27 protein-coding genes are annotated in these 25,329 nt (G+C 67.7%); 10 read left to right on the forward strand and 17 right to left on the reverse strand.

What is annotated here, in order from left to right; translation table 11 throughout:
* Nucleotides 1–29: 29 nt before the first annotated feature.
* From rnhA to ispH, 3 genes are all read right to left on the reverse strand, one after another.
* The gene (gene rnhA, locus H6844_03315) at nucleotides 30–497 is read right to left on the reverse strand and encodes a ribonuclease HI (GenBank protein ID MCB9928430.1); all 468 of its coding nucleotides are present in this window, start codon (nucleotides 495–497) and stop codon (nucleotides 30–32) included.
* On the reverse strand, nucleotides 484–1,446 hold the full coding sequence (locus tag H6844_03320) for a homoserine kinase (protein ID MCB9928431.1): 963 nt from the start codon (nucleotides 1,444–1,446) through the stop codon (nucleotides 484–486). The genes rnhA and H6844_03320 overlap by 14 nt, the downstream gene beginning before the upstream one ends.
* An 84-nt stretch (nucleotides 1,447–1,530) precedes the next feature.
* A complete protein-coding gene (gene ispH / locus H6844_03325) occupies nucleotides 1,531–2,481 on the reverse strand; it encodes a 4-hydroxy-3-methylbut-2-enyl diphosphate reductase (protein MCB9928432.1) in 951 nt (316 codons plus the stop codon).
* Between the two features lie 202 nt (nucleotides 2,482–2,683).
* Here ispH and H6844_03330 point away from each other — a divergent pair, with 202 nt between their 5' ends.
* Nucleotides 2,684–3,157 (forward strand): hypothetical protein, encoded by a 474-nt coding sequence (locus tag H6844_03330; protein MCB9928433.1) that lies wholly within the window; start codon nucleotides 2,684–2,686, stop codon nucleotides 3,155–3,157.
* A 36-nt stretch (nucleotides 3,158–3,193) separates the two neighbouring features.
* Here the strand turns inward: H6844_03330 and H6844_03335 are convergent, their stop codons facing one another.
* From H6844_03335 to H6844_03350, 4 genes are all read right to left on the reverse strand, one after another.
* On the reverse strand, nucleotides 3,194–4,339 hold the full coding sequence (locus H6844_03335; protein ID MCB9928434.1) for an acyl-CoA dehydrogenase family protein: 1,146 nt from the start codon (nucleotides 4,337–4,339) through the stop codon (nucleotides 3,194–3,196).
* Between the two features lie 34 nt (nucleotides 4,340–4,373).
* Nucleotides 4,374–5,177 (reverse strand): polyphosphate kinase, encoded by an 804-nt coding sequence (locus H6844_03340; protein ID MCB9928435.1) that lies wholly within the window; start codon nucleotides 5,175–5,177, stop codon nucleotides 4,374–4,376.
* A gap of 3 nt (nucleotides 5,178–5,180) precedes the next feature.
* On the reverse strand, nucleotides 5,181–6,122 hold the full coding sequence (locus H6844_03345) for an NAD(P)-dependent oxidoreductase (protein ID MCB9928436.1): 942 nt from the start codon (nucleotides 6,120–6,122) through the stop codon (nucleotides 5,181–5,183).
* A gap of 83 nt (nucleotides 6,123–6,205) precedes the next feature.
* On the reverse strand, nucleotides 6,206–7,231 hold the full coding sequence (locus H6844_03350; protein ID MCB9928437.1) for an aldo/keto reductase: 1,026 nt from the start codon (nucleotides 7,229–7,231) through the stop codon (nucleotides 6,206–6,208).
* Nucleotides 7,232–7,397: 166 nt separating this feature from the next.
* Here H6844_03350 and H6844_03355 point away from each other — a divergent pair, with 166 nt between their 5' ends.
* Nucleotides 7,398–8,039 carry a glutathione S-transferase family protein gene (locus H6844_03355; GenBank protein ID MCB9928438.1) on the forward strand — a complete coding sequence of 214 codons (642 nt, stop codon included), beginning with the start codon at nucleotides 7,398–7,400 and terminating at the stop codon, nucleotides 8,037–8,039.
* 433 nt (nucleotides 8,040–8,472) lie between these two features.
* Here the strand turns inward: H6844_03355 and H6844_03360 are convergent, their stop codons facing one another.
* The 10 genes from H6844_03360 to H6844_03405 form a co-directional block, all read right to left on the reverse strand.
* A complete protein-coding gene (locus tag H6844_03360) occupies nucleotides 8,473–9,456 on the reverse strand; it encodes an Ldh family oxidoreductase (protein MCB9928439.1) in 984 nt (327 codons plus the stop codon).
* 12 nt (nucleotides 9,457–9,468) lie between these two features.
* On the reverse strand, nucleotides 9,469–10,779 hold the full coding sequence (locus H6844_03365; protein MCB9928440.1) for a TRAP transporter large permease: 1,311 nt from the start codon (nucleotides 10,777–10,779) through the stop codon (nucleotides 9,469–9,471).
* Nucleotides 10,776–11,315: a TRAP transporter small permease gene (locus H6844_03370; protein MCB9928441.1), complete on the reverse strand. Its 540-nt coding sequence runs from the start codon at nucleotides 11,313–11,315 to the stop codon at nucleotides 10,776–10,778. The genes H6844_03365 and H6844_03370 overlap by 4 nt, the downstream gene beginning before the upstream one ends.
* 34 nt (nucleotides 11,316–11,349) lie before the next feature.
* The gene (locus tag H6844_03375; GenBank protein ID MCB9928442.1) at nucleotides 11,350–12,372 is read right to left on the reverse strand and encodes a C4-dicarboxylate TRAP transporter substrate-binding protein; all 1,023 of its coding nucleotides are present in this window, start codon (nucleotides 12,370–12,372) and stop codon (nucleotides 11,350–11,352) included.
* A 100-nt stretch (nucleotides 12,373–12,472) separates the two neighbouring features.
* The gene (locus H6844_03380; protein ID MCB9928443.1) at nucleotides 12,473–13,438 is read right to left on the reverse strand and encodes a LysR family transcriptional regulator; all 966 of its coding nucleotides are present in this window, start codon (nucleotides 13,436–13,438) and stop codon (nucleotides 12,473–12,475) included.
* A 149-nt stretch (nucleotides 13,439–13,587) separates the two neighbouring features.
* Entirely contained in the window at nucleotides 13,588–14,013 is a 426-nt protein-coding gene (locus tag H6844_03385) for a DUF1178 family protein (protein ID MCB9928444.1), read from the reverse strand.
* A 111-nt stretch (nucleotides 14,014–14,124) separates the two neighbouring features.
* Nucleotides 14,125–14,976 carry a carbon-nitrogen hydrolase family protein gene (locus H6844_03390; protein ID MCB9928445.1) on the reverse strand — a complete coding sequence of 284 codons (852 nt, stop codon included), beginning with the start codon at nucleotides 14,974–14,976 and terminating at the stop codon, nucleotides 14,125–14,127.
* Between the two features lie 44 nt (nucleotides 14,977–15,020).
* Nucleotides 15,021–15,284, reverse strand: coding sequence for a glutaredoxin 3 (gene grxC / locus H6844_03395; protein ID MCB9928446.1), 264 nt, complete (start codon nucleotides 15,282–15,284; stop codon nucleotides 15,021–15,023).
* Between the two features lie 58 nt (nucleotides 15,285–15,342).
* Nucleotides 15,343–16,041: a ComF family protein gene (locus H6844_03400; GenBank protein ID MCB9928447.1), complete on the reverse strand. Its 699-nt coding sequence runs from the start codon at nucleotides 16,039–16,041 to the stop codon at nucleotides 15,343–15,345.
* 62 nt (nucleotides 16,042–16,103) lie between these two features.
* Nucleotides 16,104–17,702 (reverse strand): thiosulfate sulfurtransferase, encoded by a 1,599-nt coding sequence (locus H6844_03405; protein MCB9928448.1) that lies wholly within the window; start codon nucleotides 17,700–17,702, stop codon nucleotides 16,104–16,106.
* Nucleotides 17,703–17,786: 84 nt separating this feature from the next.
* Here H6844_03405 and H6844_03410 point away from each other — a divergent pair, with 84 nt between their 5' ends.
* The 8 genes from H6844_03410 (at nucleotide 17,787) to H6844_03445 (ending at nucleotide 25,301) form a co-directional block, all read left to right on the forward strand.
* Nucleotides 17,787–18,629, forward strand: a complete 843-nt coding sequence (locus H6844_03410) for a methyltransferase domain-containing protein (GenBank protein MCB9928449.1) — start codon at nucleotides 17,787–17,789, stop codon at nucleotides 18,627–18,629.
* A 199-nt stretch (nucleotides 18,630–18,828) separates the two neighbouring features.
* Nucleotides 18,829–19,119, forward strand: coding sequence for a hypothetical protein (locus H6844_03415; protein MCB9928450.1), 291 nt, complete (start codon nucleotides 18,829–18,831; stop codon nucleotides 19,117–19,119).
* A gap of 180 nt (nucleotides 19,120–19,299) precedes the next feature.
* Complete coding sequence (cysQ, locus tag H6844_03420) at nucleotides 19,300–20,106, forward strand: 3'(2'),5'-bisphosphate nucleotidase CysQ (GenBank protein MCB9928451.1); 807 nt, start codon at nucleotides 19,300–19,302, stop codon at nucleotides 20,104–20,106.
* Nucleotides 20,039–21,040: a threonylcarbamoyl-AMP synthase gene (locus tag H6844_03425; protein ID MCB9928452.1), complete on the forward strand. Its 1,002-nt coding sequence runs from the start codon at nucleotides 20,039–20,041 to the stop codon at nucleotides 21,038–21,040. Before cysQ ends, H6844_03425 begins: the two co-directional genes overlap by 68 nt.
* Nucleotides 21,041–21,624: 584 nt before the next feature.
* Nucleotides 21,625–22,575 carry a hypothetical protein gene (locus H6844_03430; GenBank protein MCB9928453.1) on the forward strand — a complete coding sequence of 317 codons (951 nt, stop codon included), beginning with the start codon at nucleotides 21,625–21,627 and terminating at the stop codon, nucleotides 22,573–22,575.
* 143 nt (nucleotides 22,576–22,718) lie between these two features.
* On the forward strand, nucleotides 22,719–23,105 hold the full coding sequence (gene sdhC, locus H6844_03435) for a succinate dehydrogenase, cytochrome b556 subunit (protein ID MCB9928454.1): 387 nt from the start codon (nucleotides 22,719–22,721) through the stop codon (nucleotides 23,103–23,105).
* Between the two features lie 16 nt (nucleotides 23,106–23,121).
* Nucleotides 23,122–23,502, forward strand: coding sequence for a succinate dehydrogenase, hydrophobic membrane anchor protein (gene sdhD / locus H6844_03440; GenBank protein MCB9928455.1), 381 nt, complete (start codon nucleotides 23,122–23,124; stop codon nucleotides 23,500–23,502).
* A complete protein-coding gene (locus H6844_03445) occupies nucleotides 23,499–25,301 on the forward strand; it encodes a succinate dehydrogenase flavoprotein subunit (GenBank protein ID MCB9928456.1) in 1,803 nt (600 codons plus the stop codon). The genes sdhD and H6844_03445 overlap by 4 nt, the downstream gene beginning before the upstream one ends.
* Nucleotides 25,302–25,329: the final 28 nt, after the last annotated feature.

The raw sequence follows: 25,329 nt of genomic DNA on the forward strand, positions 1-25,329 counted from the left end.
CCCGCCGCGGTCCCGATGCGCAAGCGGCGCTATCGTTTCGGGATCTGGCCGCGGGCCAGTTCGTCGGCGCGTTCGTTCTCGGCGTGGCCGGCATGGCCCTTGACCCACTCCCAGGCGATCCGGTGCGCCGCCGCCGCGCGGTCGAGCCGTTCCCACAGGTCCTGGTTCTTTACCGGCTTCTTGCCGGCGGTGCGCCAGCCATTCGCCTTCCAGCGCGGCAGCCACTGGGTGATGCCGTTCTTCACATAGGCGCTGTCGGTGACGAGGCGCACCGGGCTCGGCCGTTTCAGCGCCTCCAGCGCGGCGATCACCGCCATCAGTTCCATGCGGTTGTTGGTGGTCTCGGCCTCGCTGCCGGCCAGTTCCTTCTCGTGGCCGCCATAGCGCAGCAATGCGCCCCAGCCGCCCGGCCCCGGATTGCCGGAGCAGGCGCCGTCGGTGAAGATCTCGACCACCTTGCCTTCGCTCACGCTGCCGCCGCCCTCAGTCGAGGCCATAGGCACCCGGCCCGGCAATGCCGCGGTGGAAGCGCAGCCGCTGCCAGTATTCCAGCGGGTCCTTCGGCACCACCAGCGCGCCTTCGGGATGGTTCAGCCAGTCATAAAGGCGCGTCAGCAGGAAGCGCAGGCAGGCGCCCCGGGCCAAGAGCGGCAGCGCGTCGCGCTCCGCCGGCGCCAGCGGCCGCACGCTCTCATAGGCCGCCAGCAAGGCGCGGGTCTTGGTGATGTTCAGGCTGTTGTCGCGCTCGAAACACCAGGCGTTCAGGCAGATGGCGATGTCATAGGCGAAGGCGTCGTTGCAGGCGAAATAGAAGTCGATCAGGCCCGAGAGCTTGTCGCCGATGAAGAACACGTTGTCGGGGAACAGGTCCGCGTGGATCACGCCCTGCGGCAGGGTCTCCGGCCAGTGGGCGGCGAGGTCGGCGAATTCGGCCTCCAGGTCCTCGCCCAGGCCTTCCTTCACCTCGTGGGCGCGCGCAACCGTGGCGTCCAGCAGCCAGCGCCAGCCGGCAACGGACAGGTCGTTCGGGCGGCGGATGGAGAAATCGGCGCCGGCCAGATGGAAGCGCGCCAGCGCCCGGCCCAGTTCCGCGCAATGGACGACGCGGGGCCGTTGCGGCGACATGCCCTTCAGGAACGAGATCACCGCCGCCGGCCGGTCGTTCAGGCGGCCGAGCGCCCGGCCGCTCTGGGCGTGGATCGGCGTCGGGCAGGGCAGGCCGGCCTCCGCCAGGTGGTCCATCAGGCCGATGAAGAAGGGCAGGTCGGCCGGATCGACGCGCTTTTCATAGAGGGTGAGGATGAAGCGCCCGCGCTCGGTCTCCAGGAAGAAGTTCGAGTTCTCGACCCCTTCGGCAATGCCCTTGAACGCAATGACGTCGCCGAGGTCGTAGTCGGCGAGGAATTGCAGCAGGTCGTCTTGTTCGACAGGCGTGTAGACCGCCAAGGGGCACCGTGATGGGTTGGATCGGGCTGGAACTCCGCCAAATCGCCCCAGCTATCGCCCGAAGTCAAGCGAGGTGTGGCGCCATCATGTCACGAGCAGGCGCGGCAGCTTGAATTCGATGTTCTCGACCGCGGTTTCCACCGGCTCGACCGTGAGGGCGTAGCGGGATTCGAGCGCGGCCGTGACCTCGCGCACCAGGCTTTCCGGCGCCGATGCGCCGGCCGAGAGCGCCAGCACGCGCACGCCGTCGAGCCAGGCCCAGTCGATATCGGCGGCCCGGTCGACCAGCAAGGCGCGTTCGCAACCGGCCTGCCGCGCCACCTCCACCAGCCGGTTCGAGTTGGAGGAGTTGGGCGAGCCGATCACCAGCAGCGCGTCGGCCCGTGCCGCCGCCGCCTTCACCGCCTGCTGGCGGTTGGTGGTGGCATAGCAGATGTCCTCCTGCTTCGGCCCGTGGATGGCCGGGAAGCGGCGACGCAGCACGGCGACGATGGCGGCGGTGTCGTCGACCGAGAGCGTGGTCTGGGTGACATAGGCGAGGCCGCTGGCGCCGGGCGGCGGCTGCACTCGCTCGGCATCGGCCACGGTTTCCACCAGGGTGACGGCGCCCGCCGGCACCTGGCCCATGGTGCCGACCACCTCCGGATGGCCGGCATGGCCGATCAGCAGCAGGTGGCGGCCCTCGCGTCCGAATTGCCGCTCGGCCTCGCGGTGGACCTTGCTCACCAGCGGGCAGGTGGCGTCGACATAGACGAGCTTGCGCCGGCCCGCCTCCGCCGGCACCGATTTCGGCACGCCATGGGCCGAGAAGATCACCGGGGCGTCGTCCGGCACCTGGTCCAGTTCGTCGACGAAGACGGCGCCCTTGGCCCGCAGCGATTCGACCACATAGCGGTTGTGGACGATTTCGTGGCGGACATAGACCGGCGGCCCCCATTTTTCCAGCGCGCGCTCGACGATCAGGATGGCGCGTTCCACGCCCGCGCAGAAGCCGCGCGGGGCGGCGAGAAGAAGGGTGAGGGCGGGTTTCGTCATGGGCGCTGGCTCGTCGCGTGAAGGGGCCGCATCCGCGAACGCTTGCCGCGGCCGCCGGGAAGCCTATGCTCGTGCCAGTATGGCACAGAACCGTCTAGCATGTTCCCCCTGTGAGAGGCCAATGTCCCGAGTTCGCACCCTTCGTCGCGCCCTGTTCCCGGGCCTGGCCGGAATCGCCCTTCTAGCAGCCGGCGGTTGCAGCTTGGTCAACGGGCCGAAGCCGGAACCGACCGCCTGTCCGACCTATGGCATGTTGCGCGACGGCGCCAGCTTCACCCGCTATCGCGCGGGCGCGCCGCCGGACCCGACCAATGTGGAACTGGCGGCCCAGATCGTGGACGTGAGCGCCGGCTGCGTCCTGCAACCCGAGCCGCGGCAGATCGAGATGACGCTGGGGCTGCGGGTGCTGGCGACGCGGGGACCGGCGGCCGGTGCCGCCGAGCAGCGGCTGGCCTATATCGTTGCGGTGACGGACGCGAACAACACCTTCCTGAACCGGCAGGTCTATCCGCTGGCCGCCACCTTCACCGGCAATTCGCGGCAGGCCGGGTTCGAAGAGGTGCTGAACCTGAACTTCCCGCTGGCGGAGAAGCAGTCCGCCAACGATTTCCGGGTCTATGTGAGCCTGCAACTGACGCCGGACGAACTGAAGGCGGTCGAGGCCCAAAAGCAATAGGCGCACACGCCGTCGTCGCCCGCCGGCGACGGCTGCCTACAGCGACTTCCGCATCTGTTTGGCGATGATCTGCAGCATGACCTCGTTGGCGCCGCCGCCGATGGGGGCGAGCTTGGAGTCGCGGTAGATGCGGCTGATGCGGTTTTCGTGCATGAAGCCCTGGCCACCCCAGAAGCGCAGGCAGTCGCCGGGAATGGTCTCGGACATGCGGCCGATCTTGTATTTCGCCATGCTCGCGAGCTGGGTCACGTTCTCGCCGGCCACATAGCGCTCCACCGCCTGGTGCAGCAGCGCGCGGGTGGCGGTGACCTCGGTCTGCATCTCGGCCAGGTGATAGGCGACCCACTGGTTGTCGAGGATGGAATGGCCGAAGGCCTGGCGCTGGCTGGTATACTCGAGCGTGATGCGGATGCAGTCCTCCAGCACGCCCAGCGAGCGGGCGACGACATAGAGGCGTTCCTCCTGGAACTGCTCCATCTGGTAGAGGAAGCCCTTGTTTTCCTCGCCGATGCGGTTGGCGACCGGCACGCGCACGTCGTCGAAGAAGATCTGCGCCGTGTCGGAGGAATGCAGGCCCAGCTTTTTCAGCTTGGTGCGGCTGATGCCGGGGGTGTCGAGCGGCACGACGATCAGCGACTTGTTGCGGTGCGGCCCGCCCTCCTGGGCCGTGTTGGCCAGCAGGCAGATCCAGTCCGCCTGCATGCCGTTCGAGATCCACATCTTCGAGCCGTTGATGACATAGTCGTCGCCGTCGCGCCGGGCGAAGGTCTTGACCGAGGCCACGTCGGAGCCGGAGCCGATCTCGGATACGCCGATGGCGCCCAGCAGGTCGCCGGCGATGGAGGGGCGGAGCCATGCCTCGCGCAGTTCGTCCGAGCCGTATTTGGCCAGCGCCGGCGTGCACATGTTCATCTGCACGCCGACGGAGGTGGAGACGCCGTTCGCCGCGATATGGCCCATCTCCTCGGCCGCGACGATCTCGTAGGAATAGTCGAGGCCGAGGCCGCCGTATTCCGGCGGCCGGGAAATGCCGAGCAGGCCGGCCTCGCCCAGGATCTTGATGACCTGGTGCGCGGGATACTGCCCCGCCTCCTCCCATTCGTCGACGAATGGGTTGATGTGGGTGTCGACGATGCGTTTGGCGGTGCGGCGGAGTTCGTCGTGTTCGTGGGTGAACAGCATGGGGCGGGCCTTGGGCAGGAAAAAATCGGGGCGGTCAGTGGTCGTCCTCGCCGTCGACACCCAGCACGTCGCGGGCGAGGCGGTGGAGATCGGCGGTCAATGGCGTCGGGTCCGTATCGACACCGCGGGCGAACGCCTCCGCCACGGTATCCAGCAGCACCAGGCGGGAATGGCGTTTGTCGTCGGCGGCGATGACATGCCAGGGCGCGGCGGCGGTGGAGGTTCGCTCCAGCATCTCTGTCGCCGCCTCGCGGTAGGCGTCATAGGCGAGATGGGCGCGGATGTCGGCCTCGGAAATCTTCCACCATTTGAAGCGGTCCCGCACCCGTTCGACCAGGCGGGCCTGTTGCTCGTCCCGGGTCACGTGGAAATAGAATTTGGCGATGCGGATGCCGTCGTCGATCAGCGCCTGCTCGAACGCGTTGATCTCGTCATAGGCCGCGCGCCAGCGGTCGGCGGGCGTCAGGCCATCGACGCGTTCGACCAGCACCCGGCCGTACCAGGACCGGTCGAAGATCGCGATCTGGCCGGCGGGCGGCAGGCGGGCCCAGAACCGTTGCAGGTAATGCTGCCCGCGCTCCGCCGGCGTTGGCGGGCCGATGGGCCAGACGTGGAAGAAGCGCGGGTCCAGTTCGGCGATCAGGCGGCGGATGGCGCCGCCCTTGCCGGCGGTGTCGCCGCCTTCCACGACCACAATGCCGCGATGGCCCTGGGTGTGGCCGGCAAGGGCGACCGTGCGCATCCGGTACTGTGCCGGCCGCAGCCGGTCCTCGTAGTCGTCCTTGGAGAGTTTCGGGTGCGCGTCGTCCGCCGGCAGCGACGGGGGTCGCTCCGCCATGGGCTAGCCCTTGTCCTCGTCCATCACCCGCTTCAGATAGGCCGGGTCCCCGCCCAGCTTGTCCAGGCCGGCGCGTTCCAGTTGCAGCAGCATCGGCGAGCGGCTGTCGAGATTGCCCCAGCCGCGCGCGACCAGCGCCTCGGTCATCTCCGCATGCACCATGTTGATGACGCGCATGGGCACGCCCATGTCGCGACCCAGTTCGGCCGCCAGGCTCACATCCTTGTGGGCGAGGCGCAGCGCGAAATCCGGCGGGTCGTATTTGTCGATCAGGAATTGCTTGGTCAGCCGGTCGAACGGCCGGGCGCGGCCGAGCGCGCCCTGGCGCACCGCTTCCCACAGCGCGGTTGCGTCGAGGCCGGCCTTGACGCCGACCGAGAACATCTCAGCCATGGCGGTCTGGATGGCATAGCCGCAGGCATTGTGCACCAGCTTGGCGATGGAGCCGGCGCCGATCTCGCCGATCCAGCGCACCTGGTCGCCCATGGCGTCGAGCGCGGCGCGGTTCGCCTCGAACACGGCCTTGTCGCCGCCGACCCAGACCGCGAGCTTGCCCGACTCCGCGCCGGCCGGACCGCCGGAGACGGGGGCGTCCAGATAATGGAAGCCCTTCGCGGCGAATTCGGCGTGCAGGCGGCGCACGACCGTCGGCGAGTTGGTGGCGAGGTCGAAAAACGCCTGGCCGGGCTTCATGCCGGCGATCAGCCCGGTGTCCGGGTCGGCGGCGACCTTGGTCACCTCCGGCGGGCCGGGCAGGGAGGCCAGCACCACGTCCACCTGTGAGGCCAGTTCCGCCGGCGTTTCCGCCCACGCCGCACCGGCGTCGAGATGCTTGCGCGCGTGCTGGCGCGACAGGTCGGAGACCACCAGTTCGTGGCCGCCCTTCTGAATGTTGCTGGCGAAATGGCCCCCCATGGTGCCGAGGCCGATAAATCCGACTTTCATCTGCGAGCGTTCCTGCGTTCCAAGTGTGCCATCGGCGATCCGGGCCGCCGTTCGCGAGAGTATGGACCGGCGCGCGGCCGCCGTCACGAGCTTCCCAGGCTGAGCAGATTGTCCAGCGGCCGGTAGAGGTCTTCCAGATAGGCGATCTCGTCCGGCGGCAGTTCGATCCGGCTCGCTTCCACCAACTGGTCCAACTGCTCCAGGCGGGAAACGCCGACCACCGGGGCGGCGACGCCCGGCTTGGCGAGCACCCAGGCCACCGCGACCTGCGCCGGCTTGCAGCCCAGGCGACCGGCGACCTCGACCACGCGGTCGGCAATGGCGAAATCATTTTCGCCGCGGTAGAGGCCGCGGGTGCGCTCCCTGTCGGCGCCCTGGCTGCGCGTGGTGCTGCCGGCGTCGAGCGAGCCCTTGTAGGCGCCGGTCAGGATGCCGCGCGCCAGCGGCGACCAGGGGGTCAGGCCCACGCCGGTGGCGAGGCAGTAGGGGTTCATTTCCCGCTCTTCCTCGCGATAGATCAGGTTGTAATGGTTCTGCATGGAGACGAATTTCGTCCAGCCGTGCCGCTCCGCCGTCATCTGCAACTCGCAGAACTGCCAGGCGAACATGCTGGAGGCGCCGAGATAGAGCGCCTTGCCCGCCTTCACCACGTCGTGCAGCGCCTCCATCGTCTCCGCGATGGGGGGATGGGCGACGCCGGGGAAGCCGTGCGGGTGGCGATGAATGATGAGCTGGTCGACATAGTCGAGACCCATGCGGCGCAGCGAGGCATCGACGCTCTCCATCACGTGCTTGCGGCTGAGCCCGCCCTGGTTCGGCCCCTTGCCCATGGGCGCGGCCAGCTTGGTGGTCACCACATATTCGTCGCGCCGGCAAAGCTCGCGCAGCAATTGCCCCACCACCTTCTCGCACGAGCCGAGGCCATAGACATTGGCGCAGTCGAAATAGTTCAGGCCCAGGTCGAGGGCGCGCTTGAAGATCGGCCGCGACTGGTCGATGTCCAGGGTCCAGTCGCCCTGATGGCCGACGCCGGGCTCGCCGAAATTCATCGTGCCGAGGCAAAGGCGCGAGACTTGCAGGCCGCTTTGGCCCAGTTGGGTGTGTTGCAGCATGGGGGAATTCCTGGGAAGGCTGTCGTAGCTGGCTCGCGCCACTATGCCCAGTGAGGCCGCGGCCGGCCAGCCTTCTCGGCGCCCGCTTTTCCGATTGCGCCCGAAGGGCACTGGGATAGAGTAATCCGACCGGTATCCGAGCAACAACGGGATGGAATGGCCGATGATCAAAGTATGGGGCCGGCCCGACGGGTCGAATGTGATCAAGGCGATGTGGTGCATCGGCGAGCTGGGCATCCCCTATGAGCGCATCGATTGGGGCGGCAAGTTCGGCGGCAACGACGATCCGGCCTACCGGGCCAAGAACCCGAACGGCCGCCTGCCGACCATCGAGGAAGACGACGGCTGGTGCGTCTGGGAATCGGGCGCGGTCATCCGCTATCTGGCTGCCAAGCACGATCCGGGCGGGCTCTATCCCGCCGACCTGCGCGCCCGTGCCGATGCGGACCGCTGGATGGACTGGAGTTCGCTGAACCTGGCGCCCTTCAACCCGGTCTATCTCGACTATTTCTTCCGGCGCTCGCCCGCCGAGCGTGATATCGCGACGATCGAGGCGGCAGTGAAGGCCGCCATTCCGCGCTACGACATTCTCGACGCGCATCTGAAGGGGCGCGACTATGTTTGCGGCGACCGGCTGACCATGGGCGACATTCCCGCCGGCGTGCTGACCCATCGCTGGATCACCTGGACGCCCAGGGACCTGCGCCCGTCCCATCCCCATGTCGAAGCCTGGTATGCCCGCCTCTGCGAGCGGCCTGCCTATCGCGAGCATGTGGTGGACAAAACCAACAAGCTGCCGGCGTGAGACGAGGCTCGACGGCTTCGCCTAACGGCACAACCCGCCGTTTTGTCCCGTCTCGGCGTCATTGCGAGACGCCATAGGCGACGAAGCAATCCAGGCCAGAGGCCGCTAGCGCGCTTGCGGTCCTGGTTGAAGCACTTGGACATTTCCGGAAACCTTGATTCCGTCATGGCGAGGAGCGAAGCGACGAAGCCATCCAGCCGTTTTTCAGCGTGTCAAACTCTGGATTGCTTCGCCTTCGGCTCGCAATGACGGTTTCCGGACGTGTTCGCTTTCCTACCCCATCGTCCCTGTCCCTGCTTTCGCGAGGACAGGGACGATGGGATGATGAGCCAACTCTGGAACAGAAGCCACCACGCCCGCTGTCGCGGGCTCGCAATGACGGCGAAGGGGCAAATGGTGCTGGCGCAACAAGGCCAGTGGCCTCAACTGCCGCCTACCCCAGAAACGCCCTGAGCTTGGCCAGGATTTCGGCATTGACCTCGAAGCCGCCGGCGGCGCGCGCGGCTTCGCGCACCTGGAACGAGCGGTCGAAGGGCATGCGCACCGGCCGGGACGGGTCCAGCGGTTTGGCGCCGCGCACCGCCTCGGCATAGTCGGCCATCCGGCGTTTGGTGGCTTCGCCGTCGCCGAACAGATCGGCCTTCATGGCGACGATGACCATGCCGAAGCCGCCCATATTGTCGGTGATGCCGTCCGAGCCCGCCAGCACGCCCAGCAATTGCACCATCAGGCCCAGGCCCGAGCCCTTGTGCCCGCCCCAGGCGGTGAAGGCGCCTTTCAGCGCCGCGCTCGGATCGGTGGTCGGCCGGCCGTCGGGGCCGATGGCACGGCCCTCCGGCAGCGGCTGGCCCAGGCGGCGGGCCAGTTGCACCTCCGCGTGCATGATAGTGCTGGTGCCGATGTCCCAGATGATCGGGTGCGGCTCGGCCGGAAAGCCGAAACAGATCGGGTTGGTGCCGAACCGTCCCTCCGCCGCGCCGTGGGGCGCGACCCAGGGGCCGGCGTTGGAGGCGATCATGCTGACCAGGTCGTGCGCCGCCATCTGCTCGGCATAGTAGGACAGCATGCCGGTGTAATAGGTGTTCACCAGCCCGACCGCGGCGAGGCCGTAGGTCCGGGCCTTGTCGATGGCGATGGCGGTGGCGCGCTGGCCGACGATATAGCCGATATGGTCGTGGCCCTCGATCTTGGCCGAGACCGGGGTTTCGTGCGTGACCGCGATCGGTTCGCCCGGCAGGCCGGTGCGGGCGATGCGCTCGGTGATGGCGACGGCGCGGGCGAGGCCGCCATAGCCGAGGCCGCGCAGTTCGCAGTCGATCAGATGGTCGACGATGGCGGGCAGGTCCGCTTCCGCATGGCCCAGCTTGCGCATGACGCGGGTGAGCAGATCGGCGGCGTCGGCGGTGGCGATGCGCATGGGATTGGCTCCTCAGTACATGGTGTTGGGCAGCCAGGTGGACAGGCCCGGGAACACGATCAGCACGGCGAGCGCCATCACCTCGATCACGACGAAGGGCAGCACGCCCGCGAACAGTTCCGCGGTCCTGACCCGGCCGCCGGAGGCGGACACCACGGCGAACAGGTTCAGGCCGACCGGCGGCGTGATCACCGCGATTTCGATCATCTTGGTCAGGATGATGCCGAACCAGATCGGGTCCATGCCGAACGCCTTGACCACCGGAAAGACGAAGGGGACGGTCATCACCAGCATGGACAGCGGGTCGATGAACATGCCCATGACGAAATACATCGCCACCATCGCCAGGATGAAGGTGGGCGCGGTGAAGCCCGCGTCGGTCACCAGCACGGTCAGGTCGGCGACGAAGCCGCTCACCACCAGGAAGCGGCTGAACAGCAGGCCGCCGATGATGATGATGAACAGGACGCTGGTCAGTTCCGCCGTCTGGCGCACGCTTTCCCAGATCGCCGCCGGCCCCAGCCGCCGGCGCGCGAGGCCGATCAGCAGCGCGCCCACCGCGCCGAACGCGCCGGCGGCGGTCGGCGGCGTGATGCCGGTGTAGATGCCGCCCAGCACGATCACCACCAGCAGCAGCATCGGCCAGATGCCCGAAAGCCCGCGCAGCTTCTGGACCAGGTTTAGGCGCACGCCGGCCGGTGGCGCCCATTCCGGTTTCAGCCGCAGCATTACCGGAATGGCCGTCACATAGCAGGCGGCGGTGAACAGGCCGGGGATGATGCCGGCGATGAACAGGGCGCCGATGCTCTCGCCGGTCAGAATGCCGAAAATGACGAAGGTCAGGCTGGGCGGAATGAGGGCGGCGAACGTGCCGGCGGCGGCGATGCAGCCGGCGCTGACGCCGCGATTGTAGCCGAGCGCCAGCATTTCCGGCAGGGCGATGCGCGTGAACATGGCGGCATTGACCACGGTCGAGCCGCTGATGGCGGCAAAGCCGGCGCTGGCGATGACGGTGGCCATATAGAGGCCGCCGCGAATGCCGCCGACCCATTTGTTCACGGCCCCGTACAGTTCGCCGATAATGCCGGCGGCCGACGCCAGCGCGCCCATCAGCACGAACATCGGGATGACCGCGAAAGCGTATTCGCTAGCGGTGGAATAGGGCAGGGTTTGAAAGGTGATCAGCAGAAAGTCCAGGTCGGTCACCAGGACCATGCCGACCGCGCCGACCAGGGTGATGCAGAAGGCGATCGGCACGCCCAGGCCGGCGAAAAACACCAGCGCGGCGATGCCGATAAAGCCCATGGTGATCGGCTCCATCATAACGCGGCGTCGTCCTCGATGGCGTGCGCCTCAAAGGCGTCCGGATCGCCCCGGCAAAGGTGAACGAACTGGCGCAGGCTCTCCAGCAGCGCGATCACGCAGCCGATGCAGAGCGCGATCTTGCCGGGCCAGATCGGGAACCGGGTCAGGCCCAGCGAGCGCTCGTCGATGGCGATGCTTTCCGTCGCCGCGATGTAGCCGCGCCAGGCCAGGATGGCGAAAAAGGCGATGGCGGCCAACAAGGCCAGCGCCGTCAGGCCGGTGCGGACCCAGCCGGGTCGCAGGCGGCCGGTCAGGATGTCGACGGTGACATGGCCGCGCCGGTGCTGGGCGAAGGCCAGGCCCATGAACACGACCACCACCAGCGACGCCTCGCTGAATTCGAGGGCGCTCGGCACCGGCGTCGCCAGCAATTGCGTGCCGACGCTGTCGGCGGTGCCGACAATCGCCAGCAGGCCGATGAACACCGCCGCAACCGCCAGCGCCGCGGTGCCGAGCCATTGGATTGCGCGGTCGCAGAATCGGAGAAAGGGCATGGGCGCTCGCTTTGGTTGCGCAGGGCCGGAGCCCCTAAAGGCCCAGGTCCTTGCGCACCTTGGCGGCGTATTCCTTCGCCCCGGCCTCCTGCCCGGTCTTCGCCATTTCCGCGATCCAGGCGTCGATCATGTCCGGCACGGTTTCTTCGAGCTTGGCCTGCTCCTCGAACTTCACCAGTTCCGCGCCGCCGTCCAGGCACTCTTTCAGACCGTTGTCTTCGGCGGCCTTGGTGCCGGCGACGCCGAAGTCGGTCGCGTCACGGCCGACCTGGACCAGCAGGTCCTGCACGTTTTGCGGCAGTGCGTCGAACTTGCGTTTGTTCATCGCCAGGAAGAACGCATTGATGCCGCCCAGCTTGATGTCGATCACGTATTTCGCGACTTCATAAAGCTTATACGACCCGAACAGGGCATAGGTCAGGTAGGAGCAGTCCATCGAGCCGCGCTTCAGCGCCTCGTACATGTCCGCCGGCAGGACGTTGACCGGGGTGGCCTTGAGCGCATCGAACATGATCGGCATGTAATTGCCGAAGGTGCGGATCTTCTTGCCCTCGAAATCCGCCACCGTGCGCACCGGCGACGTGCAGATCAGCTTGTAGTTCGGCAGATAGCGGTTGACGAGCGGCTTGATGTTGTTGCGTGCGTATTCGGCGATCTGGTTCGGGTCGGTCTCGTCCAGCTTCATCGCCACTCGCATGGCCGCTTCGCCGTCGAAAAACGTCATCGGCAGCGAGTTGGTCATGGCCGCATAGGGCAGGGCCGAGGTGAAATAGCCCTGGACGACCGAGCCCATGTCGACCGCGCCCTTGCTCACCAGGTCCAGCATCTCGTTCGACTTGCCGAGCGCGCCGCCGTAAAACACCTTCACCTTGATCTTGCCGCCGGAGCGCTTTTCCACCTCGTCGGCGAAATACTGCGCCGGCTCGGTCATGTAGTTGGATTTGGGAAAGCCGGTCGCATAGCGGAAGGTCATCGACGGATAATCTTCGGCCTGGGCGCTGGCGGCGGCACCCAGCAAGGCCACCGCGGCAAAGGCCGCGCGGAGCGGTTTCATCATGGCGTTCGATCCCTGGCGTTAACGCATTGGCGCTCGTTGGCGCCGGCCAGAGACTAAAGGAGGTGCGACAGGTTGGCTAGCCCTCTGGGCCGGGCCGGCGCTACTTGGCGAAGGCCGGTTCCGCCTCGACCGCCGGCGCGGTGCCGCCGATCTCCCAATAGGGCGTCGGCTGGTATTTCTCGACCAGGAAGTCGACGAAGGCCCGCACCTTGGCCGACAGCAGGCGCTTGTGCGGATAGATGGCGTGGATCGAGGTTTCGTCCGGCGTCAGGTCGGCTTCCTGGGTCGGCAACACCCGCTCCAGCCGGCCCGTCTGGATGTCGTCGCCCACCAGCCAGGTCGGCAACAGCGCGATGCCGACGCCGCCCAGCACCCCGACATGCAGCGCCTCCGCGTTGTTGGCGGTGACGCGTCCGCTGACGCGGACCTCCTGATGCTGGCCGGACTCGCCGCAGCAAATGTGCCAGGTGGCGGTGGTGGATTGCAGTTTGTAGACCAAGCAGGTGTGCTTGGTGAGGTCGGTGCCGGTGACCGGCCGGCCGCGGCGGTTCAAATAGTCGGGGGCGGCGCAGAGAATACGCCGGTTCGGCGCCAGGCGCCGGGCGAACAGGCTGGAATCCGAAAGGCCGCCGACCCGCACGACCACGTCGGCGCCTTCCTCGATCACGTCGACGAAATGATCGGTCAGCGTCAGGTCGATGTCGATTTCCGGATAGCGGTCCAGGAATTCCGGCAGGTGCGGCGCGATGTGCAGGCGGCCGAACACGGTCGGCCCGTTGATGCGGAGAATGCCGCGCGGCACCGCTTCCAGATGGCTGACGGACCGGTTGGCGTCCTCGATATCGGCCAGGATCTGGCGCACGCGCTCGTGATACAGGCGGCCGGCCTGCGTCAGCGACAGTTTCCGGGTGGAGCGGTTCAGCAGGCGCGCGCCCAGCGAATCCTCCAGCGATCCGACCTGGCGCGACACGCTGGACGCCGCCAGCCCGAAGCGGCGACCCGCGGCCGAGAACGAGCCGGAGTCCACCACCTCCGCAAACAGCCTCATGCTATGCAGCGTATCCATGGCGCCAGTCTCCAGCTTTGCAATGCTCGCAAAGACCATATGGCGCAGCGCTGCATTTTAGCAAGGGCCGAACGGACATCCGGCCTTTGCGACTTAAGGCGTAAGCCCGAGCCGGGTAGGCTTGCTTCGGCAGGATCAGGCGCAGGGGGTCAGGCGTCGTCGCGGAAGGGGCCGGGCACCGGAAAAACGTCGATGCCTTCGTCGACCAGCTCCTTGGCCTCGGCCAGATCGGCCTCGCCATAGATGTTGCGGTGTTCGGTTTCGCCGTAATGGATGCGGCGCGCTTCCTCCGGAAAGGCCGAGCCGACATTCTCGGAGTTGTTTTCCACATAGCGCCGGAATTCGCGCAACATGTGCCGGTGCTGCGCCATCGCCATGGCCTGCTTGCGCTGCGGGTCGCTGTCCGGGTCGGATTTGGCGAGCGCCGGTGCCATCAGGGCCTTGCGGACGGTGACCGAGCCGCAATGCGGGCACGACACCCCGTCGCCGGCGAGCTGCGAGTCGCACGCCGCGCTATCGCGAAACCATGTTTCGAACGTGTGTCCCTGGTCACAGCACAGGTCGTACTTGATCATGCCCTTGCTTTCGCGGAAATGGCGGCAGCGGTCCGATGCGGCACGCACATAAGCCCAGTTTATATAGCCGCCCCGGCCGTTTTGCCAATGGCCTGCGTGCGGCCGAAGGCGCTACTCCGCCGCTGCGTCGGGGGCCGCTGCCGGTGCGGCATAGGGGCGGTCATTGTGCAGCGAGGGCACCATCTGCCGGGCCTCCTTCACCTTGGCCACGGCGATTTCCGCGGTGATGACGCCGGGCGTGTCGTCCTCCCGTTCGGCCAGCACCTCGCCCCAGGGGCTGATGATGATGGAATGGCCATAGGTCTTGCGCTTGGGAAAGTGCTGGCCCACCTGCGCGGCGGCGAGCACGAAACAGCCGGTCTCGATCGCCCGCGAGCGCAGCAGCACGTGCCAGTGCGCGCGTCCGGTCGGGACGGTGAACGCGCTCGGCACCGTCAGCACCTGCGCGCCGGCATGGGCCAGATCGCGGTAGAGATAGGGGAAGCGCATGTCATAGCAGACCGTCATGCCCAGCCGCGCCCAGGGCAGATCGACGGCGACGGCCGTGTCGCCCGGCTGGTAGGTGTTGCTCTCGCGGTAGCTCTCGCCGCCTTCCAGATCGACGTCGAACATGTGGATCTTGTCATAGGTCGCCGCCAGCCGGCCGTCCGGGGCGAACAGCATCGAACGGTTGGCGAGCCGGTCCTTGCCCAGCTTCACCACCATCGACCCGGCCAGCAGCCAGGCCCCCGTTTCCTCGGCCAGGGCCTGAAACGCCTTCACGCCGTCATGGGCGTCCATGGTCTGGGCGTTGGCGAGCACGCTGTCGCGCGGGCCGAGCATGGAGACGACTTCGGGCGTGGTGATGAAGTCGGCACCGGCGGCCCGCGCCTCGCGGACCAGGGGCGCGACATGGGCCATGGTTGCGGCGGGGTCCGGCAGCGAGGTGGTCTGGACACAGGCCGCGATAAAGGTCTCCGCCATGGCGTGAAGGCTCCGTTACAAGGCGACAAGGCGCGGAAAAGGGGTCAGGCCGGGCTGGCGAGCAGCGCGTCCAGCTTGCCCTGGGCTTCGAGCGCGTAGAGTTCGTCGCAGCCGCCGACCCCGACATCGTCGATGAAAATCTGCGGCACCGTGTGGCGACCGGCGGCGCGGTCGCGCATGGCGGCCCGGACGGCCGGCCCGCCATCGACGTCGATTTCGGTGAACTCCACGCCCTTCTTTTTCAACAGTTGCTTCGCCCGATAGCAGAACGGGCACCACATGCTGGTATAGATTTCGACTTTCGTCATTGGCTTTCGCGACTCCGACTGATCCATCCGCTATATCAAGGCACGGGCCGGCGGTTCGTCAAGGGAGCGGCGTTCCGGCCTCGACCCGCGCAAGGCACAGCACGTCGACCCCGCTGGCGCCGGCCGCGAGCAAGGCGGTGGCGCAGGCCTCGGCCGTGGCGCCGGTGGTCATGACGTCGTCGACGACGATCACCCGCCGACCGTCGATGCGATGGCGGTGCCGGTCGGCGACGGCGAAGGCGCCCAGAACATTGGCGCGCCGCCGGCGGCGGCTCAGCCCGCCCTGGCTCGGCGTCTTGCGCACGCGGACCAGCCCGTCCGGCAGGGCCGGCACGCCGGCGATGCGCGCCAGCGCGCGCGCCAGCTCCGCGGACTGGTTGTAGCGGCGCTGGAACAGGCGGCGCCAATGCAGCGGCACCGGCACCAGCCAGTCCGCCTGCCGCAGCATGTCCGCACCGGGGCGCGCCATCCAGCGGGCCAGGACCGGCACGCCCGCCAGGGCGTCGGCGTGCTTGAGGCGCAACACCAGCTCGCGGCTGCCGTCCTCGTAGGCGAAGACGGCCCGCGCCCGGTCATAGGCCGGCGGTTCGGCGACGCAGTGGCCGCAAATGTCCTGGCCCGGGGCTTCGAGGGGGATGCCGCAGCGTTCGCAGAGCGGTTCGCTCAGGAACCGCACCATCGGCCAGCAGTCCGGGCAGAGGCCGCCGGGCGGTGCCAGCGGCTCCTGACAGGCCAGGCAGCGCGGCGGCAGGGCCATATCGAGCGCCCGCCCGAGCGGCGTGGCCGCCCGGCGGGCGAGGGCCGTCGGGTTCAGGCGGGTCAGGGCGACCAAAACGTCACCGTGTCGTCACGCTTGATCTGGTCGACCAGCGCGATTTCCCAGGTGAGATACTCGTTCATGAAGTCCTCGACCGTGCCCTTGCGCTCATAGGGTTTGAGCCAGACGTCGTTGGGTTCGCTCGCCATATGGGATTCGCCCGCCTCCAGCGGATAGCCCGCCGCGACCCAGGCCGCGGTGCCGCCGGCCAACGCCGTGACCGGGCGCCCGAGCGCATCGCTCAGCTCCGCGGCCGCGACGGCGGCCAGCAGGCCGTCTTCGCTGGTGGCGACATAGGCGGCGGCCGCGGGCAGGTTCGCCTTGTCCGCCTCCAGGCGCGAGCGGATCAGATAGTGTGCCCCCGGGATGTGGCCCTTGCGGTAGTCGCGGGAATAGCCCAGGTCGATCACCGCCGTCTCGCCCGCGTCCAGGGCCGCCTTCAGCGCGTCGGCCGCCAAGGTCGGAGCCGACGTCGGGTCGCCCAGCACCGGGGTCGCTCCGGCACCGGTCTCCAGGCCGTCGGCCGGCAGGCCGCCCTCCAGCACGTAGACGTCCCAGTTCATCTGTTTCAGCCAGTGCGCCGCCATGGTCGAGCGCACGCCGGTGTCGCAGACCGTCACCACCCGCGCGCCGCGCACGCCGGCATAGCGGTCCGTCGCCTGCACCAGCTGGCCGCCCGGCGCGTGCTTCGAGCCCGGCAGGTGGCCGGCGGCGAATTCCTCGGCCGTGCGCACGTCGACCAGATACACGCTCCGGCTCGGGTCCCGCTCCCACGCCCGGACCTGATCCAGGGTGGCGTGCGCCACCCGGAAGCGGCTGTCGACGCCGCCCGCCCGCTGCCGGGCCGCGTCGACGGCGGTGGCGGACGGGTCCGGGTGCAGGCGGGTGTTGCCGTGTTCCAGCTGGAAGCCGGACAGGTGCCAGCCCATGGTGCCGTTTTGCAACGCGACGACCTTGTTCGGGATGCCGGCATTGATGAGCGACTGGGCGCCGATGATCGACCGGGTGCGGCCGGCGCAGTTGACGACCACCGTGGTGGACGGGTCGGGCGCGATCTCCTGCACCCGGTAGACCAGCTCGCCGCCGGGGCAGCAGATGCCGCCGGGAATGTTCATGGTGTGGTATTCGTCCATGGGGCGGCTGTCGAGAATGACCATGTTCTCGCCCGCCTGCATCATGGCGTTCAACTGCTCCGCCGTGACCGAGGGGGTGCCGAAATGGTGTTCCACATGCTCGCCGAACGCCTTGGACGGCACGTTGAACCCGGCATAGGTCTCGTAGCCGGCCTGCGACCAGCCGGCGACGCCGCCCTCCAGCACGCCGACATGGGCATAGCCATAGCCTTCCAGCTTCGCCGCCGCGCGCGTGGCGAGGTCGCCGTCGCCGGCGGCGCACACCACGACCCGGGCGGTCTTGCGCGGCGCCAGGTCGGCCATCAGCAGTTCCAGGCGCGAGAGCGGTACGGAAATGGCGTAGAGCAGGTGGTTGTCGGCGAACGCCTGTTCCTCGCGCACGTCGACGATCGCCAGTTCCGTGCCGTCATTGGCGAGGGCTTTGAGGATCAGGTCGTGCAGGGCCTCGGGGGTGGTGGGCGCGGGCATGGGGTGTCGCTCCGGGTGCGAAAATTCTGAGATGCGATGCCGCACACTCTAAGCATGGGGCCGGAATGATGCTAGGTTGGCGGCATGACTGCACCGGAAATCTTCGACCGCCGCCTGGTGCGCGCCCGACGGGAGCGGGCCGCTGCCGGGTTCGGCGACCACAGCTTCCTCTACGATGAGGTGTGCGCCCGCCTGATCGAGCGTCTCGCCCTGATTCAACGGGGTTTCCCGCGGGCCCTGGTGCTGGGCGCGCGTACCGGCGGGCTGGCCGACGGGATGCGCGACGGGTTCGGCGTCGAGACCCTGGTGCAGGCCGATCTCTCCGGCGCCATGCTGGCACGGGCGGACGGGCCGCGGCTGGTGGTGGACGAGGAGTGGCTGCCGTTTGCCGACGCCTCGCTCGACCTGGTGGTCAGCCCGTTGTCGCTGCATGTGGTCAACGATCTGCCGGGCGCGCTCGCCCAGATCCGGCGCGCCCTGAAGCCCGACGGCCTGTTCCTCGGCGCCCTGTTCGGGCTCGGCACGTTGGCGCCGTTGCGGGACGCGCTGCTGGCGGCCGAGGCCGGGCAGGGGGTGGGCAGCAGCCCGCATGTCGCCCCCTTCACCGAGGTGCGCGTCGCCGGCAGCCTGTTGCAGCGCGCGGGCTTCGCCCTGCCGGTGGCGGATGCGGAAACGGTGACCGTCACCTATCGGAACCCGATGCGCCTGTTCGCCGACCTGCGGGGGATGGGCGAAACCAACGTCCTGAGCGATCGCACCCGCCAGGGGCTGCGCCGCGGCGTGCTGATGGAGGCGGCGGCGCGACTGGCGGGGCAGGCCATTCCGTTCGAAGTGGTGTTCCTGGCCGGCTGGGCGCCGGCGGCGGGCCAGCAGAAGCCGCTCGCCCCCGGCAGCGGGCAGGTGTCCCTGGCCCGGGTGCTGAAGTGAGGGGCAATCGCGCCTGCGACCCCGGAAGGCTTGATCGGCGCCCGGACAAGAGTATATGAAAGAGCCATGATGGTCGCAGTACAGTTCGATCTCCGCGCAACGCGAATTACGGACCCGGTCCTCCTGTAGAGGGCCGGGCGTCTGGCGTTTTGAACCGCGCTTTTCCGCGTTGTTTCCCGACTGTTTTGCGAGTCTTCCCATGTCCGAGTTGCTGCATGCGCCCAAGGCCGGCGCCGTGATGTGTTTTTCCGTTGCCGCCACCCCCGATCCGGGGTTGATGCCCCGCGTGCTGGAATTGTTCGCCAAGCGCGGCCTGGTGCCGAGCCGGTTTTTCGGCCAGGTGGAACAGGCGCCGCAGCCGCGGTTGGAACTGGATATCCAGGCCTGCGGTCTCAGCCCCGAAGTGGCGGCGCATATGGCGCGGTCCATGGGCCAGATCGTCGGCGTCGAGCGCGTTCTCATGGCCGAGCGGCTCGACGGTCGCAACTGAGGCCGGCCGGCGCGAAGGCCGCCGGCGGCGCCGGATGGCCCGGCCGCCCACGCGGTGCGATGGTCCGGAGTCTAGGCAATGGCGGCGGTCTTTAGTATGGGATCGTTCGCATGAACGCCGCGGCGTTGGTCGGCCTTCGCGTGTCCCGGAGGGCCTTTCGCAGAGACAGAGAGAATTCCCATGGTTGAATGGCTCACCCCGGCCGTGCTGGAGCAGGTCGCCACGATCTGCCGCGAGGCCGGCGCCGTGATCATGCCCCATTTCGAGGCGGAGGGCATGGCGTTCGAGAACAAGGACGACGCCCGCCGCAGCCAGGTGACCGAGGCCGATACGGAGGCCGAGGCGCTGATCCTGCCGGCGCTGGCGGCGCTCAACCCGGCCATCCCCATCGTGGCGGAGGAAGAGGTCGCGGCCGGCCGCGTGCCCGATATTTCCGGCGGCGAGTTCTGGCTGGTGGACCCGCTGGACGGCACCAAGGAATTCATCAAGAAAATCCCGGAATTCACCGTCAATATCGGCCTGATCCGCAACGGCCGGCCGGTGCTGGGCGTGGTCTATTCGCCGGCCGGCAACGACCTTTATGCCGGTTGCGAGGTGCTGGGCCAAGCCTGGCAGGAGCGCGACGGCCAGGCGCGGGCGCCGCTTTCGGTGCGGCCGGTGGATGCCGGCGGCATCACCATCTGCCTCTCGCGCACCTATGGCCAGAGCGTCGAGCTCAGCCATTTCCTGGAGCGGTTCACGGTGGAGAAACAGGTGGATGCGGGCTCCAGCATCAAATTCTGCCTGATCGCCCGCGGCGAGGCCGACGTCTATCCGCGCTATGGCGGCTCGATGGAGTGGGACACGGCGGCGGCGCACGCGGTCCTCAACGCCGCCGGCGGCAGGGTCTGCGGGATCAATGACGGGCCGGAACTGCGCTATGGCAAGAAAGAGTTCCGCAACCCCTATTTCGTTGCCTGGGGTGGGCCCGAGATTGGCGCTGCCTGAGATTCTGCCCGCCGACGCTGTCGGCATCGCGGCTGCCGCGGCCCGGCTGCGGGCGGGCGGGCTGGTCGCGTTTCCGACCGAGACCGTCTATGGCCTGGGCGGCGATGCGACCTGTGACCGGGCGGTGGCGCGCATCTTCGCCGCCAAGGGCCGGCCAACCTTCAACCCGCTGATCGCACACGGGCCGTCGGTCGATGCCCTGCGGCCGCTGGTGGAATGGACGCCGCAGGCGGACGCCGTGGCGGCGGCCTTCTGGCCGGGACCGCTGACCCTGGTGCTGCCGCGGGCGGCGGATTGCCCCGTGTCGCCGCTCGCCAGCGCCGGGCTGGAGACGCTGGCGCTGCGGGTGCCGTCGCATCCGGTGGCGCGGGCGCTGTTGCAGGCGACGGGCCGGCCGGTGGCGGCGCCCAGCGCCAACCGCTCCAACGCATTGAGCCCGACCGAGGCGGCGCATGTGGTGGCCTCGCTGGGGGAGGCGGTGGATCTGGTGCTGGACGGGGGAGCGTGCGCGATCGGGCTGGAATCGACCGTGGTCGACCTCTCCGGCGCGGTGCCGCTGCTGCTGCGCGAGGGCGGGCTGCCGCGCGAGGCGTTGCAGGCGCTGCTGCCGGACCTGCGCCCGCCCGAGGCGGGAGGGGCGGTCCGCAGCCCCGGCATGCTGGCCAAGCACTATGCCCCGGACTGCCCGCTGCGCCTGAACGCGCGCGCAGTGCGGCCCGGCGAGGCGCTGCTGGCCTTCGGGCCGGATGCGCCGGCGGCGGACATTGTTCTGAATCTGAGCGAACGGGGCGACCCGGTCGAGGCGGCGGCCAACCTGTTCCGCCATCTGCACGCGTTGAACGCGCGCCACCCGGCCGGCATCGCCGTCATGCCGATCCCGGAGGCGGGCCTCGGCCGCGCGATCAACGACCGGTTGCGGCGCGCAGCAGCGTAGCGGGCGGCGCGGCCGGGGGCATCCGGCGCGGCGCGATCCGGTCCATGGCATAGACGTGGCCATCATTTTATTGTAAATTATGCTTATTGCCGCTTTGTACCATGGATGGGGGAAAGCTGCGGCGCCGCGATTCTAGCCATTCGGGCGATCCAATGCTTCGATCTCTAGCATTGCTCTTGGTTCTTTCCGGTTGTTTTTTTGCCTCTCTGGCCGCAGTGGATCTGTTGGTCTGGGATCAGGTGTTGGCAAATTGGCTTCAATTGATATTTGGTTTCATGAAAAATGAGCGCGATCTGGCCCGAGTAGGGCTGGTATCGCTGATGACAGCCTGGTTGGCCCTTGCGGTGGTGTTGTGCATACCGGCTTGGCGCAGTCGCACTCTGCCGACTATGGCAGACTGGCCTGTCCAAGGTTGGCCAGGGGGCGCCTATCTGCTCCGAACGCTGGCCGTGGTCGTGGTCACGCTCGTCGTGGCGAGCGTGTTGGATGTGATGGCTTGGAACGCTTGGTTGGAGGCCGGGGACAATGAAGCGCCAAGAGGTTCATTTTCTGGGCTGTTAGATGGGTTGGAATGGAGCAACGGGGTGCTGATCCTCGGCAGCGGGCTGTTGGTGATGATGGTGCTCTATGACTTGCGTGGCCTGTTGTTTCCGGAGGTCGCGTCCGCCGCGATGGCCGGAGCGGCGCAGAACGCTGGTTGGGTGCTGCCGGAGGCGATCACGGTCGAATTGATGGGCCGGCCGGAACTGCGCTTCGAACTGGCTCGCGACCTGCGCCGGCGGGCGATCCAGATGCGGCGCTTCTCGCTGGTGGCGCTGGCCGGGATCGGCGTATTGCTGGTGGTGGCGGTCGCCGTGATTCTGTTCGCGGGCTTCATCGCCAATCTGGGCGTCGGCGCCACCGGGCCGGAGCGGATCCAGCAATTGCTGGACGCGGAGAACGGCGCCATCCGGCGTCTGCGCGAGCAGGAAAGCCAACTGCGGCGCGACCTGGAGCAGTCCGAGATCGCCTATTTCACGGCGGCGCGTCCAACGCGAGCGATCGTCCGAAAGCTCGAGGACCTGAACCTGACGCAGGCGGACCGGGAGCGCTTTCAGCAGACCCCCACCTATCTGCAGGCACATGCCGAACTGGAATCCATGGCCGCGCAGATCGCCTCGCACCAGCAGGCGCTGGAGGCGATCCGGGGCGCGCGCATCGAATATCTGACCGATAACATCAAAAGCGATTTCGGCGCGTCCGAGGAGACCAGCAATGTCAACTTGCTGATCGCCTCCGGTATCACCCGGTTCGGCATCCTGTTCATCATGCTGTTCATCGTGCAGATTCTGGTGAATCTCTACCGCTACAGCATGCGCATGTCGGCCTATTATCTGAGCCAGGCCGACGCTCTGTTGCTGGCCGAGGACGGCGGCGACGCGCTGCTGAAAGTGGTGCCGGCGCTTTCGCCCCAGAATGTCGATTTCGGCAAGGCGCCGCAGACGCCGATGCAGAATCTGGAGAAACTGGCGGAGATTGCGGCGAAGCTGCGCTGACGCGACCGGGGCGGCAAGGCGGCCGAAGCCGGCGCAGTTTGTTGACTTGGCCCCGTTGCCGCTTTAGATCAGAAGGCTATTCCGAGGCTGTGCCTAGGGCGCAGATTTCTTGTGCATTCGATCTCGCGTGAAGAGGGCTCCCGATGGCCAGCGCTGAGCGTCCGCTCTCCCCCCATTTGCAGGTCTACCGGCCGCAATGGACATCCATCCTGTCGATCTCGCATCGCGCCACCGGCATCGTGTTGTCGGTCGGTGCGGTCGTGCTGGTCTGGTGGCTGGTCGCCGCCGCGGATTCCCCGGCCTATTACCAGGATGTCGCCGGCCTGCTGGGCTCGGTGATCGGCCAGCTGTTCCTGTTCGGCTGGACCTTCTGCCTGATGTATCACCTGATGAACGGCATCCGCCATCTGGTCTGGGATGCCGGCGGCTGGCTGGAGCTGGAGCAGGCGCGCAAGTCGGGCACCCATTGCGTCGTTGCCGCGGTCGTGCTGACGGTTGTCAGCTGGATCGCCGCCTACGCGGTCCTGTAAGGGGAGAATTGCCATCATGTCGCTCCGTTCCCCGCTCGGCACCGCCCGCGGCCTGGGTTCCGCCAAGTCCGGCACCCATCACTGGATCGCCCAGCGCGTCACCGCGATTGCGCTGATCCCCCTGACCGTCTGGTTCGTCATCGGCCTGATCGCCCATGCCGGCGCGTCCTACGAGGAGGCGCGCGCCTGGATCGGTTCGCCGGTCTCGGCGACGCTGATGATCTGCCTGATCGCATCCATGTTCTACCACGCGCAGCTTGGGTTGCAGGTGGTGATCGAAGATTACATCCACGCCGAACGCTGCAAGATCGCCAGCCTGCTGCTGGTCAAGGGCGCCGCCTTCTTTGTGGGCGTGCTGGGCGTGCTGTCCGTTGTCCGCATCGCGTTTGGAGGCTGAGCGCCGTGACCGAAGCCTATACTGTTCAGGACCATACCTATGACGTCGTCGTGGTCGGCGGCGGCGGCTCCGGCCTGCGCGCGGTGCTGGGATGCGTCCAGGCCGGCCTGAAGACGGCCTGCGTCACCAAGGTGTTCCCCACCCGCTCGCACACCGTGGCGGCCCAGGGCGGCATCGCCGCCTCGCTCGGCAATATGAGCGACGACAACTGGCACTGGCACATGTACGACACCGTCAAGGGGTCGGATTGGCTGGGCGACCAGGACGCGATCGAATACATGTGCCGCCAGGCGGTGCCCTCGGTGATCGAGCTGGAGCATTTCGGCATGCCCTTCAGCCGCACCGAGGCGGGCAAGATCTACCAGCGCCCGTTCGGCGGCCACATGAAGGATTACGGCAAGTCGCCGGCCCAGCGCGCCTGCGCCGCTGCCGACCGCACCGGCCACGCGCTGCTGCACACGCTCTATCAGCAGAGCCTGCGCCATTCGGCGGAATTCTTCATCGAATACTTCGCCATCGACCTGATCATGAACCAGGACGGCGGCTGCCAGGGCGTGATGGCCTGGAACCTGGACGACGGCACCATGCACCGCTTCCAGGCGCAGCAGACCATTCTGGCCACCGGCGGCTATGGCCGCAGCTATTTCTCCTGCACCTCGGCCCACACCTGCACCGGCGACGGCAACGGCATGGTCGCCCGCGCCGGCCTGCCGAACCAAGACATGGAGTTCGTGCAGTTCCACCCGACCGGCATTTTCGGCGCCGGCTGCCTCATCACCGAGGGCGCCCGCGGCGAGGGCGGCTATCTGACCAACAGCGAGGGCGAGCGCTTCATGGAGCGCTATGCGCCGACGGCCAAGGACCTGGCCAGCCGCGACGTGGTCAGCCGCTCCATGACCGTGGAAATCCTGGAGGGCCGCGGCGTCGGCGCGAACAGCGATCACATCCTGCTGCACCTGGAGCATCTGGGTGGCGACGTGCTGCACCAGCGCCTGCCGGGCATCACCGAGACCGCGCGCATCTTCGCCGGCGTCGACGCCACCAAGGAGCCGATCCCGGTGCTGCCGACCGTGCACTACAATATGGGCGGCATTCCGACCAATTTTGACGGCGAGGTGCTGCGCCCGACCGCGGACAATCCGGACGCCACCGTGCCTGGCCTGATGGCCGTCGGCGAGTGCGCCTGCGTCTCCGTGCACGGCGCCAACCGGCTCGGCTGCAACTCGCTGCTGGACCTGGTGGTGTTCGGCCGGGCCGCCGGCCTGCATTGCGCCGAGACCCTGACCGCCGGCGCCAAGCAGAAAGACCTGCCGAAGGACGCCAGCGACAAGGCGCTGTCGCGGCTGGATCATTTCCGCAACGCCAAGGGCTCGACCGGAACCGCGGAAATCCGCGATTCCATGCAGCGTTCCATGCAGTTGCACGCGGCGGTGTTCCGCGAGCAGTCGTCGATGGAAGAGGGCTGCCGCAAGATCGAGCAGGCGGCCGGCGCCATGGACGACATCCGCGTCAACGACCGCTCGCTGATCTGGAACAGCGATCTGGTGGAGACACTGGAACTCGACAATCTGATGGCCTGCGCCCAGAACACCATGATCTCGGCCGAAGCGCGCAAGGAAAGCCGCGGTGCCCACGCCCGCGACGACATTCCGGACCGCAACGACGAAGAATGGATGAAGCACACGCTGGCCTGGTATTCCGAGGACCGGCGCGTGTCGCTCACCTATCGTCCGGTGCACAACTTCACCCTGAACCCGGACGAGGTCGAATACATCGCGCCGCAGGTGCGGGTGTACTGACCGGCTTTGCTGACCTTCAAAGGCTAGA

This window comes from Alphaproteobacteria bacterium, assembly GCA_020638555.1.
Lineage (GTDB): Bacteria > Pseudomonadota > Alphaproteobacteria > Bin95 > Bin95 > JACKII01.

Bases quoted from the DNA above. Each gene is read 5' to 3' on its own strand.
- H6844_03385 (MCB9928444.1), bottom strand. From the start codon at position 14,013: ATGATCAAGTACGACCTGTGCTGTGACCAGGGACACACGTTCGAAACA.
- H6844_03345 (MCB9928436.1), bottom strand. From the start codon at position 6,122: ATGAAAGTCGGATTTATCGGCCTCGGCACCATGGGGGGCCATTTCGCC.
- H6844_03370 (MCB9928441.1), bottom strand. From the start codon at position 11,315: ATGCCCTTTCTCCGATTCTGCGACCGCGCAATCCAATGGCTCGGCACC.
- sdhD (MCB9928455.1), top strand. From the start codon at position 23,122: ATGTCGCTCCGTTCCCCGCTCGGCACCGCCCGCGGCCTGGGTTCCGCC.
- H6844_03365 (MCB9928440.1), bottom strand. From the start codon at position 10,779: ATGATGGAGCCGATCACCATGGGCTTTATCGGCATCGCCGCGCTGGTG.
- H6844_03355 (MCB9928438.1), top strand. From the start codon at position 7,398: ATGATCAAAGTATGGGGCCGGCCCGACGGGTCGAATGTGATCAAGGCG.
- H6844_03400 (MCB9928447.1), bottom strand. From the start codon at position 16,041: ATGGCCCTGCCGCCGCGCTGCCTGGCCTGTCAGGAGCCGCTGGCACCG.
- H6844_03410 (MCB9928449.1), top strand. From the start codon at position 17,787: ATGACTGCACCGGAAATCTTCGACCGCCGCCTGGTGCGCGCCCGACGG.
- H6844_03415 (MCB9928450.1), top strand. From the start codon at position 18,829: ATGTCCGAGTTGCTGCATGCGCCCAAGGCCGGCGCCGTGATGTGTTTT.
- H6844_03405 (MCB9928448.1), bottom strand. From the start codon at position 17,702: ATGCCCGCGCCCACCACCCCCGAGGCCCTGCACGACCTGATCCTCAAA.
- rnhA (MCB9928430.1), bottom strand. From the start codon at position 497: ATGGCCTCGACTGAGGGCGGCGGCAGCGTGAGCGAAGGCAAGGTGGTC.
- cysQ (MCB9928451.1), top strand. From the start codon at position 19,300: ATGGTTGAATGGCTCACCCCGGCCGTGCTGGAGCAGGTCGCCACGATC.
- grxC (MCB9928446.1), bottom strand. From the start codon at position 15,284: ATGACGAAAGTCGAAATCTATACCAGCATGTGGTGCCCGTTCTGCTAT.
- H6844_03380 (MCB9928443.1), bottom strand. From the start codon at position 13,438: ATGGATACGCTGCATAGCATGAGGCTGTTTGCGGAGGTGGTGGACTCC.
- H6844_03425 (MCB9928452.1), top strand. From the start codon at position 20,039: ATGGCAAGAAAGAGTTCCGCAACCCCTATTTCGTTGCCTGGGGTGGGC.
- ispH (MCB9928432.1), bottom strand. From the start codon at position 2,481: ATGACGAAACCCGCCCTCACCCTTCTTCTCGCCGCCCCGCGCGGCTTC.
- H6844_03390 (MCB9928445.1), bottom strand. From the start codon at position 14,976: ATGGCGGAGACCTTTATCGCGGCCTGTGTCCAGACCACCTCGCTGCCG.
- sdhC (MCB9928454.1), top strand. From the start codon at position 22,719: ATGGCCAGCGCTGAGCGTCCGCTCTCCCCCCATTTGCAGGTCTACCGG.
- H6844_03335 (MCB9928434.1), bottom strand. From the start codon at position 4,339: ATGCTGTTCACCCACGAACACGACGAACTCCGCCGCACCGCCAAACGC.
- H6844_03375 (MCB9928442.1), bottom strand. From the start codon at position 12,372: ATGATGAAACCGCTCCGCGCGGCCTTTGCCGCGGTGGCCTTGCTGGGT.
- H6844_03340 (MCB9928435.1), bottom strand. From the start codon at position 5,177: ATGGCGGAGCGACCCCCGTCGCTGCCGGCGGACGACGCGCACCCGAAA.
- H6844_03360 (MCB9928439.1), bottom strand. From the start codon at position 9,456: ATGCGCATCGCCACCGCCGACGCCGCCGATCTGCTCACCCGCGTCATG.